This window comes from Citrobacter sp. S55_ASV_140, assembly GCF_018919505.1.
GTDB lineage: Bacteria > Pseudomonadota > Gammaproteobacteria > Enterobacterales > Enterobacteriaceae > Citrobacter > Citrobacter werkmanii.
This window is the reverse complement of record NZ_JAHLQZ010000048.1, coordinates 14,408-27,246: the sequence shown is the minus strand read 5'-3', so window position 1 is coordinate 27,246 and position 12,839 is coordinate 14,408. Positions and strand designations below refer to the sequence as shown.

Annotated in this window: 12 protein-coding genes; 10 read left to right on the top strand and 2 right to left on the bottom strand. The window is 53.6% G+C overall.

Features of this window, described 5'->3' with window-relative positions; translation table 11 throughout:
- The 8 genes from KQJ18_RS10130 to cysM all read left to right on the top strand — a co-directional run.
- Positions 1-1,497, top strand: a 1,497-nt coding sequence (locus tag KQJ18_RS10130; RefSeq protein WP_216421908.1) for an Ig-like domain-containing protein, incomplete at its 5' end; no start/stop codon positions are given.
- Positions 1,498-1,546: 49 nt separating this feature from the next.
- Positions 1,547-3,685: a peptidase domain-containing ABC transporter gene (locus tag KQJ18_RS10125; RefSeq protein ID WP_159122140.1), complete on the top strand. Its 2,139-nt coding sequence runs from the start codon at positions 1,547-1,549 to the stop codon at positions 3,683-3,685.
- Between the two features lie 117 nt (positions 3,686-3,802).
- Positions 3,803-4,594, top strand: a complete 792-nt coding sequence (gene ucpA, locus KQJ18_RS10120) for an SDR family oxidoreductase UcpA (protein WP_160955661.1) — start codon at positions 3,803-3,805, stop codon at positions 4,592-4,594.
- A 157-nt stretch (positions 4,595-4,751) separates the two neighbouring features.
- Entirely contained in the window at positions 4,752-5,768 is a 1,017-nt protein-coding gene (locus tag KQJ18_RS10115) for a sulfate ABC transporter substrate-binding protein (protein ID WP_069324493.1), read from the top strand.
- Entirely contained in the window at positions 5,769-6,602 is an 834-nt protein-coding gene (gene cysT / locus KQJ18_RS10110) for a sulfate/thiosulfate ABC transporter permease CysT (protein ID WP_038642497.1), read from the top strand.
- Positions 6,602-7,477 (top strand): sulfate/thiosulfate ABC transporter permease CysW, encoded by an 876-nt coding sequence (cysW, locus tag KQJ18_RS10105; RefSeq protein WP_038642495.1) that lies wholly within the window; start codon positions 6,602-6,604, stop codon positions 7,475-7,477. Before cysT ends, cysW begins: the two co-directional genes overlap by 1 nt.
- Positions 7,467-8,564, top strand: coding sequence for a sulfate/thiosulfate ABC transporter ATP-binding protein CysA (cysA, locus tag KQJ18_RS10100; protein ID WP_216421906.1), 1,098 nt, complete (start codon positions 7,467-7,469; stop codon positions 8,562-8,564). The genes cysW and cysA overlap by 11 nt, the downstream gene beginning before the upstream one ends.
- A 67-nt stretch (positions 8,565-8,631) precedes the next feature.
- The gene (cysM, locus tag KQJ18_RS10095) at positions 8,632-9,543 is read left to right on the top strand and encodes a cysteine synthase CysM (RefSeq protein WP_038642491.1); all 912 of its coding nucleotides are present in this window, start codon (positions 8,632-8,634) and stop codon (positions 9,541-9,543) included.
- Positions 9,544-9,624: 81 nt separating this feature from the next.
- Here cysM and KQJ18_RS10090 read toward each other — a convergent pair whose 3' ends face one another.
- Together KQJ18_RS10090 and ptsJ are read right to left on the bottom strand one after the other, a co-directional pair.
- Positions 9,625-10,341, bottom strand: a complete 717-nt coding sequence (locus KQJ18_RS10090) for a type 1 glutamine amidotransferase (protein WP_216421904.1) — start codon at positions 10,339-10,341, stop codon at positions 9,625-9,627.
- Between the two features lie 13 nt (positions 10,342-10,354).
- Positions 10,355-11,647: a transcriptional regulator PtsJ gene (gene ptsJ, locus KQJ18_RS10085; RefSeq protein WP_216421902.1), complete on the bottom strand. Its 1,293-nt coding sequence runs from the start codon at positions 11,645-11,647 to the stop codon at positions 10,355-10,357.
- Positions 11,648-11,729: 82 nt separating this feature from the next.
- On the opposite strand from ptsJ, the gene pdxK reads away from it, so the two are divergent.
- Both pdxK and KQJ18_RS10075 read left to right on the top strand, forming a co-directional pair.
- Positions 11,730-12,596 carry a pyridoxine/pyridoxal/pyridoxamine kinase gene (gene pdxK, locus KQJ18_RS10080; protein ID WP_121529374.1) on the top strand — a complete coding sequence of 289 codons (867 nt, stop codon included), beginning with the start codon at positions 11,730-11,732 and terminating at the stop codon, positions 12,594-12,596.
- Entirely contained in the window at positions 12,593-12,832 is a 240-nt protein-coding gene (locus KQJ18_RS10075) for a hypothetical protein (RefSeq protein ID WP_038642483.1), read from the top strand. Before pdxK ends, KQJ18_RS10075 begins: the two co-directional genes overlap by 4 nt.
- Positions 12,833-12,839: the final 7 nt, after the last annotated feature.

Here is a 12,839-nt window from a genome sequence, read left to right as displayed (position 1 = left end):
CTGAACGGTGAAACGCACAGCGCAACCAAGGATGAGCAGGGTAACTGGACGTATACGCCGGACACCCCGCTGGCGGACGGCAGCGGAACGTTGGTGGTGACCGTGACCGATGCGGCGGGCAATAGCGCGGATGCGTCCCTGGATTACACCATCGACACCACTATCAGCACGCCGACGATCGCCCTGGATGCGGGCAGCGATAGCGGTACGGTGGGTGATAATCTGACGAAGGATACGACGCCAACCTTTATCCTGAGTAATATCGACCCGGACGCCACGTCAGTGATGGTGACACTGAACGGTGAAACGCACAGCGCAACCAAGGATGAGCAGGGTAACTGGACGTATACGCCGGACACCCCGCTGGCGGACGGCAGCGGAACGTTAGTGGTGACCGTGACCGATGCGGCGGGTAATAGCACGGATGCGTCCCTGGATTACACCATCGACACCACGGTCAGCACGCCGACAGTTTCCCTGGATGCGGGCAGCGATAGCGGTGCCTCAGGGGACAACATTACTAAGGACGACACCCCAACGTTTATCCTGAGTAACATCGATCCTGATGCAACTACCGTAACGGTGACCATAAACGGCGAAACCCACAGCGCCACGCAGGATGAATCAGGCCACTGGATCTGGACACCTGAAGAGGCGCTGGCTGAAGGCACCTGGACGTTGGTGGTGAATGTCAGCGATGCGGCAGGTAATACCGCCAGCCAGTCGGTTGAGTTCACGGTCGATACCCATGTCGATAATTTTGATGTGACTTTCGATGGTACGAGTAGCCAGGAAGAAACGTGGCAGACCGATGAGTCAACCTTATCGTTTAGCGGGCATGGCGAAGCGGGAGCCCTGGTTAGCGTTTCACTGGATAATGGCGATGTGCTGACGGCAAACGTGGATAAAGACGGTAACTGGAATCTCCAGCTTGAGGATGTGGCGCAGGGCGAGCATCAGCTTACCTTCACCATTACCGACGTGGCGGGTAACACCAGCACCGTGACGCACGATGTGGATGTTGGAACCGATGACCCGTTGTCGCTACGCAGCAGTCTGTACAGTAGCGAGCAGGACACCTGGGATACCATAGAAGTGGAGTCGTCGCATCCGGTCTTTGAGTTCAACCTGGACGCCAGCATTACCCATGCCAGCGTTGAACTGGACGGTGTCACGCATCCGCTGGTGCCTTCGCCGTCTGGCTCTACGCAGTTCGACGTGCCTGTGGCGCTGGAGGATGGCCCACATTCTCTGGTGTTGCGCACGCAGGACAGTGCCGGGAATAGCGAACGTCAGGATATCGCCTTTACGGTGGATACCAGTAGCCGCAGCGTCGTTGCAGGCATGGACGACGCCCGCAGCGATGAAAGTGACGCGCCGCATTCTGCAGCGGATCAATCCTCTTCGCATGAAGCAGCCAGCTTCGCGGCACAAGTGATGAGCATTAGCCAGAGCGTCGAAGATAATCAGGACGATCAGCAACATCACCATCAATAAATAACCGTTTCCCCCGTACAGGACGTGCGGGGGAATGAGTGCAAATTCTATGAATGATTTTACGCTATATGATTTAGGCCTGGCTGGCGTTATGCAATACATCGCCAAAAACCACGACTCACGTATCGAAATAGATGAAGCAAAAATACCGGTCACGCTGTCGCAATATGATAAAAACGATCCGAACCATGAAGCGCAGATTAAAAACTATTTTCTATCATTAGGTCTGATGATCCACGAGGTGAAATTCTCGCGCCCCGACGATTTGCTGAATGAAAATATGCCGCTGATTATATTAACCTCCGACATGCAATGGATGGTGTGTGTCGGGTGCCAGGAAGGGGGGCTACAGCTGGTCAAGCGTAACAACGAGTTGGGTGTCGTTGCGTGCGCCAGAGAAAACATCCAGACGATTTCGGTCTTTCTGATCCAGCCTTTAAGCGGGATGACTGAATCAATAAAAATCAGCTCGATATTAAAATCCGGACTGCAAAATAATAAAGTTTTTTACAGTAAGTATTTTTTTACCTCGCTGTTTATGGCCTTGTTTGCCCTGACTATCCCGGTTTTCAGTAACATTTACTACGATAAGCTTGTACCGGGGTCATCGACCGCCTCTCTGTTTGGGGTGGTGGGTATCGTACTGGTATTTATCGTCTTTGAATTTTTACTGCGATCCTCGAAAGATATCTATCAGTCGATTGTCTCGCGCCAGGAGGATGTCAATATTGATGTCTCTTTTGTGGAGGCATTGATCTACAACACCACCAAAAGCAGCTCTATGTCCTCCGTGTTTGTTCTGTGGACAGAATTTCAAAAAATAAAGCCCGTGCTGTTAAATTCCGTTTTCCAGCGCGTGTCGGATATTCCGGTATTTATTATTTTTTGTGTGATTATTTACATTAATCTCGGTGCCCTGGTGTTAGTGCCCGTGATGATGATGATGGTGTCGCTACTGTTGGCGTGGGGATACTTCAAGTATACGGAAGTGCTGATGGATAAAATGAAGGAGAGCCAGTCAAACCGTAACGTTTTCATTACTGAATTACTCTATTCCCTACGTACCATCCATACCTTAAACAACAAAAACCTGATGCTTGATTGGGTTAATAGCAGTAACAATCAGTCATGGCTTAGCTTAAAGTTGCGTAAGGCTGGGGTCTATTATCAGTCTGCGCTTAGCGCGATGTCGAACCTGAACCAGATCCTGCTGATGGTTTTCGCTTTTTTCCTGGTCATCAAAGGTGAAATCACCACGGGGGCGATTGTCTCTTCCGTTATTGTCTCCGGGCGGATGTCGGGGATCATCTCGGGGTTATCATCAACGCTCTCTACTATTTTTACGACCAATAAAACCATTACGGATTTAATGAAAATGTTTATGCCGGCAGGGCAGGAACATGAGCAAAAATTGCTGCAATCGATTGTTAACGTGCGCGGTGATATCTCTCTACGCGCCCTGAGCTATCAGTACGATCCGCAATTACCAAAAGCGCTGGATACGCTGACGCTGGATATTCCTCATGGGCAGCGGGTGGCAATTATTGGTGAATGTGGTTCCGGGAAAAGCTCGCTGGTTTCCCTGCTCTCTGGCTACTGTCCACCGACTGAGGGCAGTATTATGTACGATGGCTACAATACCCGACATCTGGCGCAGAACTTTTTCAGCCGCTTTATCAGTATGGTGACCAATAACGACACGTTGTTTACCGGCAGCATTGAAAGTAACTTTGCCCTTAAAGATTGCGACAACCGCAAGAAGGTGATCGAGGCGCTTAATCTGGCGAACTGTACCTTTGTGCTCCAGCATCCCATGGGGCTGCGTTACCCAGTGATGTTTATGGCGCGTAACTTATCCTCAGGGCAAAACCAGCAGCTGTTATTAGCGCGTAGTTTGAGTAGCGATGCTCAGATTTACTTATGGGATGAGCCAACCTCGAATATGGATGAAATGACCGAACAGCGAATTTTCGATCATCTCGATCACTTTATCAGCGGTAAGACACTGATCATGGTGACGCACCGTCGTTATTTGCTGAAGTATTTCGATCGTGTGCTGGTCATGAAAGGGGGCAAAATCATTCGTGACTGCACGCCGGATAAACTACTAGGGCCAGCAAAAGTTGATCAGACAAAGCCGCCTGTTCGCATAACGGTTGCGTCAGCGAACGAAAAACAAGCGCGTTGACGATATTTTTTCATTGACCGGACTGATTAGTGAGCCGTTTCGCAGCACCGATTTGTTATTGCTGTATCTTCTGCGTGAATGAAGCGAAGGCTTCATATTCAAAAGGAGAATATTGAAATGGGAAAACTCACGGGCAAAACAGCATTGATTACGGGCGCATCTCAGGGTATTGGCGAAGGGATCGCCAGAACGTTTGCCCGCCATGGCGCGAACTTAATCCTGCTGGATATCTCCGATGAGATTGAAAAACTGGCGGATGAGCTGGCTGGACGCGGTCACCGCTGCACGGCGGTTCACGCGGATGTCAGAGATTTTGCTTCAGTCACGGAAGCGGTGAAACGCGCGAAGAAGGTTGAAGGCAAAATCGATATTCTGGTCAACAACGCCGGCGTATGTCGCCTCGGTAACTTCCTTGAGATGAGCGATGACGATCGCGACTTCCATATTGATATCAATATCAAAGGCGTCTGGAACGTAACGAAAGCCGTACTGCCGGAGATGATTGAGCGCAAAGACGGGCGCATCGTGATGATGTCCTCAGTCACTGGCGATATGGTGGCCGATCCGGGCGAAACGGCCTACGCAATGTCAAAAGCGGCGATTATCGGCTTAACCAAATCGCTGGCGGTGGAATATGCGCAGTCCGGCATTCGCGTGAACGCCATTTGCCCTGGCTATGTTCGTACGCCGATGGCGGAAAATATCGCGCGTCAGTCCAATCCTGACGATCCGGAATCTGTATTAACTGAAATGGCGAAAGCGATTCCAATGCGTCGTCTGGCCTGTCCGCTTGAAGTCGGCGAACTGGCCGCGTTTCTCGCCTCGGATGAGTCCAGTTATTTAACTGGCACGCAAAACGTCATTGATGGCGGCAGCACTTTGCCTGAAAGCGTAAGCGTTGGCGTCTGATTGATGCCGGTCTCCTCCCCGCGCGATGGGGAGGAGGTACCCCTTATTCTCTTTTCAACTTTCAAATCATCAAACGGTATATAAAACCGTTACTCCTTTAGCACTGGTTATAAATATGATGACCATAAGAAAGTCATTAAATTTATAAGGGTGCGCAATGGCCGTTAACTTACTGAAAAAAAGAACCCTGACGCTGGCAGCAATGCTGTTGCTGGTGGGGCAGGCGCAGGCAACGGAACTGCTGAACAGTTCATACGATGTCTCCCGCGAGCTGTTTGCCGCCCTTAACCCGTCGTTTGAACAGCAATGGGCGAAAGATAACGGTGGCGATAAACTGACGATTAAACAATCTCATGCCGGGTCATCAAAACAGGCGCTGGCGATTTTGCAGGGACTGAAAGCTGACGTTGTGACCTATAACCAGGTCACCGATGTGCAGATCCTGCACGATAAAGGCAAACTGATCTCCGCCGATTGGCAAAGCCGCCTGCCGAATAACAGCTCGCCATTCTATTCCACCATGGCGTTTTTAGTGCGTAAGGGTAACCCGAAGAATATCCACGAATGGAACGATTTGGTTCGCCCGGACGTGAAGCTGATTTTCCCGAACCCGAAAACCTCCGGAAATGCGCGTTACACCTATTTAGCGGCATGGGGCGCGGCGGACAAAGCTGACGGCGGCGATAAAGCCAAAACCGAACAATTTATGACCCAGTTCCTGAAAAATGTCGAAGTGTTTGATACCGGCGGTCGCGGTGCAACGACCACCTTTGTTGAACGCGGTCTGGGTGATGTGCTGATCACATTTGAATCGGAAGTGAACAACATCCGTAAACAGTATGAAGATCAGGGCTTCGAAGTGGTGGTACCGAAGGTCAACATTCTGGCGGAATTCCCGGTAGCCTGGGTCGATAAAAATGTGCAGGCCAACGGTACTGAAAAAGCGGCGAAAGCGTACCTGAACTGGCTGTACAGCCCACAGGCGCAAACCATCATTACCGATTTCTACTACCGCGTGAACAACCCGCAGGTGATGGACAAGCTGAAAGATAAATTCCCGCAAACCGAACTGTTCCGCGTGGAAGACAAGTTTGGCACGTGGCCTGAGGTGATGAAAACGCACTTTGTCAGCGGCGGCGAGCTGGACAAACTGTTGGCGGCGGGGCGTAAGTAAATGTTTGCTGTTTCCTCCCGACGCGTGCTGCCCGGCTTTACCTTAAGCCTGGGCACCAGCTTACTGTTCGTTTGCCTGATATTGCTGCTGCCGCTTAGCGCGCTGGTCATGCAACTGGCGCAAATGAGCTGGGCGCAGTATTGGGAAGTGATTACCAATCCGCAGGTGGTAGCGGCTTATAAAGTGACGCTGCTGTCGGCGTTTGTGGCATCGATTTTTAACGGCGTGTTCGGTCTGCTGATGGCGTGGATCTTAACCCGCTATCGCTTTCCGGGCCGTACGCTGTTGGATGCGCTGATGGATCTGCCATTTGCGCTGCCTACGGCGGTAGCTGGCCTGACGCTGGCGTCGCTGTTTTCAGTCAATGGCTTCTACGGCGAATGGCTGGCAAAGCTGGATATTAAGGTGACCTACACCTGGCTGGGCATCGCGGTGGCGATGGCCTTTACCAGCATTCCGTTTGTCGTGCGCACCGTACAGCCGGTGCTGGAAGAGTTAGGCCCGGAGTATGAAGAAGCGGCGGAAACGCTTGGCGCCACGCGCTGGCAGAGTTTTCGTAAAGTGGTGTTGCCAGAGCTGTCTCCTGCGCTGGTGGCGGGCGTAGCGCTCTCGTTTACCCGAAGCCTCGGTGAGTTTGGCGCGGTTATTTTTATCGCCGGGAACATCGCATGGAAAACAGAAGTGACCTCGCTGATGATTTTTGTTCGCTTGCAGGAGTTTGACTACCCGGCTGCCAGCGCGATTGCTTCTGTGATCCTCGGGGCGTCGTTGCTGCTACTGTTTTCAATTAACACCCTGCAAAGTCGCTTTGGTCGACGCGTGGTAGGTCACTAATGGCAGACATTACCCAATTGAAACGCTATGACGCACCCCGCATTAACTGGGGTAAATGGTTTCTGATCGGCACGGGCATGTTGGTATCGGCCTTTATTTTGCTGGTGCCGATGATTTATATCTTCGTGCAGGCGTTTAGCAAGGGATTAATGCCGGTGCTACAGAACCTGGCTGACCCGGATATGCTGCATGCCATTTGGCTGACGGTGCTAATTGCGCTGATTGCGGTGCCGGTGAATCTGGTGTTCGGCGTATTGCTGGCCTGGCTGGTGACTCGCTTCAACTTCCCTGGACGCCAGCTGTTGCTGACGCTGTTGGATATTCCCTTTGCCGTCTCGCCAGTGGTCGCTGGTCTGATCTATCTGTTGTTTTACGGTTCTAACGGCCCGCTGGGTGGTTGGCTGGATGAGCACAACCTGCAAATTATGTTCTCCTGGCCGGGGATGGTGCTGGTGACGGTGTTCGTGACCTGTCCGTTTGTGGTGCGCGAGCTGGTACCGGTGATGCTAAGTCAGGGCAGCAATGAAGACGAAGCGGCGATTTTGCTTGGTGCCTCCGGCTGGCAGATGTTCCGCCGCGTCACGCTGCCGAATATCCGTTGGGCGTTGCTGTATGGCGTGGTGCTGACTAATGCCCGTGCGATAGGCGAATTCGGCGCGGTGTCGGTGGTTTCCGGCTCGATTCGCGGCGAAACCTTATCTTTACCACTACAGATTGAATTACTGGAGCAGGACTATAACGCCGTCGGCTCCTTTACCGCCGCCGCGCTGTTGACGCTGATGGCGATTATTACCCTGTTTTTGAAGAGCATGTTGCAATGGCGTCTGGAGAACCAGGAGAAACGCGCGCAGCAGGAGGAAAATCATGAGCATTGAGATTGCCAATATTAAGAAGTCTTTTGGTCGCGCCCAGGTGCTGAACGATATCTCGCTGGATATTCCTTCAGGTCAAATGGTTGCTCTGCTGGGGCCATCCGGTTCGGGCAAAACTACGCTGCTGCGTATCATTGCCGGGCTGGAGCATCAGTCCAGCGGGCATATTCGTTTTCACGGCACCGACGTCAGCCGTCTGCATGCGCGCGATCGCAAAGTGGGGTTTGTGTTCCAGCACTATGCGCTATTTCGTCATATGACGGTATTCGACAATATCGCCTTTGGTCTGACAGTTCTGCCACGGCGTGAGCGTCCGAATGCGGCGGCGATCAAAGCCAAAGTGACCAAACTGCTGGAGATGGTGCAATTGGCGCATCTGGCGGATCGTTTCCCGGCACAGCTTTCCGGTGGGCAAAAGCAGCGTGTGGCATTAGCGCGTGCCCTGGCGGTAGAACCGCAGATCCTGCTACTCGACGAGCCGTTTGGCGCGCTCGATGCTCAGGTGCGTAAAGAACTGCGCCGTTGGCTACGTCAACTGCATGAGGAGCTGAAGTTTACCAGCGTGTTTGTTACCCACGATCAGGAAGAAGCGACGGAAGTTGCAGACCGGGTGGTGGTGATGAGCCAGGGTCATATCGAACAGGCCGACGCGCCGGATCAGGTCTGGCGTGAACCGGCTACCCGTTTTGTGTTGGAGTTTATGGGCGAGGTTAACCGCCTGCAGGGGACGATTCGCGGTGGGCAATTCCACGTGGGCGCACACCGTTGGCCGTTGGGCTATACGCCTGGCTATCAGGGACCGGTCGATCTGTTCCTGCGTCCATGGGAAGTGGATGTGAGCCGCCGTACCAGCCTGGATTCGCCGCTGCCGGTTCAGGTGCTGGAAGCCAGTCCGAAAGGGCACTACACCCAATTAGTTGTACAACCCCTCGGGTGGTACAACGAACCGCTGACGGTCATCATGCAGGGCGATGATTCCCCGAACCGCGGTGAACGGCTGTTTGTTGGACTGCAAAATGCACGTTTGTATAACGGCGACCAGCGTATTGAAACGCGTGAAGAGGAACTTGCCCTGGCGCAATCAGCCTGATAGGTTAATTTGCATAGTTATCGCCCGGTGGCGCTACGCTTACCGGGCTTTTTTACGAGCTGAAAACGTGAACACATTAGAACAAACAATTGGCAATACGCCTCTGGTGAAATTACAACGCCTGGCGCCGGATAACGGCAGCGAAATTTGGGTCAAGCTGGAAGGGAATAATCCTGCGGGTTCGGTGAAAGACCGGGCGGCGCTGTCGATGATTGTTGAAGCGGAAAAGCGTGGGGAAATTAAGCCGGGTGACGTATTGATTGAGGCCACCAGCGGCAATACTGGCATCGCGCTGGCGATGATCGCCGCGCTGAAGGGCTACCGCATGAAGCTGCTGATGCCGGACAACATGAGCCAGGAACGCCGGGCGGCAATGCGTGCCTATGGCGCGGAGCTGATTCTGGTCACTAAAGAGCAGGGGATGGAGGGAGCGCGCGATTTAGCCCTCGCTATGTCTGAGCGCGGAGAAGGTAAACTGCTCGATCAGTTTAATAATCCCGATAACCCGTATGCGCACTACACCACCACCGGACCCGAAATCTGGCAGCAGACGTCAGGTCGCATCACGCATTTTGTCTCCAGTATGGGGACGACCGGTACCATTACCGGCGTGTCGCGTTTTCTGCGTGAGCAGGAAAAAGCGGTCACTATCGTTGGCCTGCAGCCGGAAGAGGGCAGCAGTATTCCGGGAATTCGCCGCTGGCCTGCGGAATATATGCCGGGTATTTTTAACGCCTCGCTGGTGGATGAGGTGCTGGATATTCACCAGAATGATGCCGAAAACACCATGCGTGAACTGGCCGTGCGTGAAGGGATTTTCTGCGGTGTCAGTTCTGGCGGCGCGGTGGCGGGCGCGTTACGCGTCGCACGTGCCACGCCCGGCGCGGTAGTTGTGGCGATCATCTGCGATCGCGGCGATCGCTACCTTTCGACCGGCGTCTTTGGTGAAGAGCACTTTAATCAGGGGCTGGGAATTTAACTTGTTGGCCTGATAAGCGTAGCGCCATCAGGTAACTGCCTGGCACGATGGCCGGATAATGTTTTATCCGGCCAGGGATGATTACTCGTTACGTTTTTGCACCAGCTTATCCAGGAATTGCCACAGCTTCTCATTCATCTGCTGGTAGTCCCAGGCGCGCATCTCTTCAACCGGGCGGATGAAGCGTTTCCCTTCAGCTTCGGCCAGCTCTTGCTCTGAGTGCTGAATTAATCCTTCAATCGCGTCAGCTGTGAACTCCATATGGCACTGGAAACCATAGACGAAATTACCGTATTGCACGATTTGTCGCGGGCAGCCCTCGCTTGCGGCCAGAATTATCGCCTGGTCGGTTAACCCTGGCATGTCGTTGTGCCAGTGACCGACGATAAGCGGTGAGCCGAAATGGCTGAATAACGGGTGCTGTTGGCCTGATTCGGTAAGGGTGATTGGATAGTGGCCAATCTCTTTTTCCGGGCTTTGACACACCTTCGCGCCCAGCGCTTCGCCAATTAACTGCGAGCCCAAACAGATCCCCACCACGATTTTTCGTGCCGTAATCGCCTGGTTGATCAGATGCTGCTCGGCCTGAGCGTCAAAGTATGGGCACTCTGCCTGCGTAGTGCGGGGCGACTGCGGGCCGCCAAAGACGACGAGCATATCGAAACCCTCGGCATTGGCGGGAACCGTTTCTCCAGCGTATACGCGTGACCAGGTGATGGTATAGCCGCGCGATTCGGCCCACGGCAGGTACGCGCCAGCAGATTCAAAAGACTCATGAATAACAAAATGAACTCGCACTTTTTCTCTCCTGTTAGCGCTTGAGCGCCTGATGAATATCAGCCGCCAGCTTATCAATGTCGCTGTCTTCTAATGTTGACAGCGTAATGCGTAAACCATGTGCAGGCGTATTGACGCCGAACACTTCGCCTTCGCGTACCAGCCAGCCGGACTTTGCCAGCGCAAATGCGATCGCCTGACTGTGATCTGCCAGCGGTAACCACAGATTCAGACCATCCCCGACGGGCAGTTCAATACCATATTGGCGCAGAGCTGAATTCAGCTTTTGCTGCTGGATGGCGTAAAACTGCTGCGTTTGCGCCAGCGTGTGTTGATATGTCTCGTCACTCAGGCAGGCGCAGGCTAAATCCTGCAGCAGATGGCTGACCCACTGACTGCCGGAGTTGAGCCGTAAACGCAGTTTCCCGGAAGTGACGGGATCGCTGGCTACGATAGCCAGGCGTAAATCCGGGCCTAAAGTTTTCGACATCGAACGGACTATCGCCCAGTGCGTGGTTTCCTGCGCAATCACCGGATACCAGCGGCAAGCGGACAGCAGCGCAAAGTGGTCGTCGACAATCACCAGCGTCTGCGGATAGCGGGCCAGGATTTCCTGCAATTGCGCCGCGCGGGATGCGCTCAGACTGCATCCTGTCGGGTTATGCGCGCGCGGCGTCAGAATCACCGCCCGCGCGCCTTTCTGTAGTGCGAGTTCCAGTTGGTCCGGCACCATGCCTTCGCGATCAACGTTGGCTGGACTGGCGGAGAATCCGGCATAACGCAGCATGTTGATGCTGCTTAAAAAGCACGGGTCTTCTACAACCACGCTATCGCCGGGCAGCAAATGGGCGCACAGCAGCCGCTCGATAGCGTCAATGGCGCCGCTGGTGATATCAATTTCACCTTCGCCGGGCATGGCATTTTGCATCCATTGTGATGCCCATACCTTAAGTCCAAGTGATACAGCGGCATCGCCGTACAAGCGCGGATTCTTATTTATCTTCGCGAAATAACTACTCAGGTCAGGAAGCCGTGAGGGGGCTGGGTTACCGCCGGAAAGATCGATTAGTGGGGTATCTGGGTTCCCACCTTCCAGCGCAACGGGGGCAGTAATCCCCTTAATCACGGTGCCGTTGCGTCCCAGACTCTGTGCCAACCCGGAGGTGACCAGACGTTTGTAAGCCGCCGCGACAGTATTGCGGTTCACGTTTAATTCCGTTGCCAGTTCCCGCACTGGCGGCAACGTTTCTCCCGCGACCAGTGTGCCTGTAGCGACATGTTGACGGATACTGTCAAAAATTTCGTTAGCGGTTTTTCCGTCGATCATTATTGACCTATGACAAAATGAATTTTAGCATATGACGATAATAATGAGGCGTAAGCGCGCTGTCCAGCGAGAGGAGAAATTAATGGAGCAGGAGAGTGATATTCAGTCAGTGCTCTTCGACGACAAACATCGGGCATTACAGACCGATATCGTCGCCGTCCAGTCACAGGTGGTATATGGCAGCGTAGGCAACAGCATCGCTGTGCCGGCCATTAAAGCGCAGGGATTACGCGTGACGGCAGTACCCACGGTACTGTTCAGTAACACCCCGCATTATGAAACCTTTTACGGCGGCGTTATTCCGCCCGACTGGTTTAGCGGCTATCTGCGCGCCTTAAGCGAACGTGATGCCTTACGCGAGCTAAAGGCGGTGACGACAGGGTACATGGGCAGCGCGGAGCAAATCGCCTTGCTGGCACAGTGGCTGGAAACCGTTCGGGCCTCGCATCCGGACCTGTGCATTTTGGTTGACCCCGTGATTGGCGATACGGATAGCGGTATGTATGTTAAAGCAGAAATCCCGGAGGCTTATCGTCAGCATCTGCTGCCGCTGGCGCAGGGGCTGACGCCGAACGTATTCGAGCTGCAAATGCTGAGCGGAAAGCCGTGTCGTACGCTTGATGAAGCAATCGCAGCGGCTAAATCTCTGCTTAGCGACACGCTGAAATGGGTGGTGATCACCAGCGCGCCGGGCGATAGCGAAGAGAATATTAATGTGGCGGTAGTGACGGCTGAAACGGTTGAGGTGTTCGCTCACCCGCGGGTGAAGACGGATTTAAAAGGCACCGGCGATCTGTTCTGTGCTGAACTGGTGAGCGGCATTGTGCTGGGGAAAGCGCTGACTACGGCGGCATACGATGCCGCGCAGCGCGTGCTGGACGTCATGAGCTGGACGCATCAGTGCGGTTGTGATGAATTAATTCTGCCACCGGCAGGGGAGGCGCGATGAAAAGTTATCGGCTGGTGGTTCGTCAGCATGGACGTTTAGTCGGGCATTTTGATACCAGCGGCACAGAGGCGCTGGAAGACATTTGTGTAGCGCGGGCGATGTTTGGTATTGCGGGTGGGTATGATTGTGAACTGCTGGTGTCTGATTCCGAAAGGCGGATGCTGGAAAGCGGACCGGAAGGGATGAAAATCCTGATGCGCGAGGCGTGTTACCGGCCGATGACCTCACAAATTTAACGCCGCC

Bases quoted from the DNA above. Each gene is read 5' to 3' on its own strand.
- KQJ18_RS10125 (WP_159122140.1), top strand. From the start codon at position 1,547: ATGAATGATTTTACGCTATATGATTTAGGCCTGGCTGGCGTTATGCAA.
- ucpA (WP_160955661.1), top strand. From the start codon at position 3,803: ATGGGAAAACTCACGGGCAAAACAGCATTGATTACGGGCGCATCTCAG.
- KQJ18_RS10115 (WP_069324493.1), top strand. From the start codon at position 4,752: ATGGCCGTTAACTTACTGAAAAAAAGAACCCTGACGCTGGCAGCAATG.
- cysT (WP_038642497.1), top strand. From the start codon at position 5,769: ATGTTTGCTGTTTCCTCCCGACGCGTGCTGCCCGGCTTTACCTTAAGC.
- cysW (WP_038642495.1), top strand. From the start codon at position 6,602: ATGGCAGACATTACCCAATTGAAACGCTATGACGCACCCCGCATTAAC.
- cysA (WP_216421906.1), top strand. From the start codon at position 7,467: ATGAGCATTGAGATTGCCAATATTAAGAAGTCTTTTGGTCGCGCCCAG.
- ptsJ (WP_216421902.1), bottom strand. From the start codon at position 11,647: ATGATCGACGGAAAAACCGCTAACGAAATTTTTGACAGTATCCGTCAA.
- pdxK (WP_121529374.1), top strand. From the start codon at position 11,730: ATGGAGCAGGAGAGTGATATTCAGTCAGTGCTCTTCGACGACAAACAT.
- KQJ18_RS10075 (WP_038642483.1), top strand. From the start codon at position 12,593: ATGAAAAGTTATCGGCTGGTGGTTCGTCAGCATGGACGTTTAGTCGGG.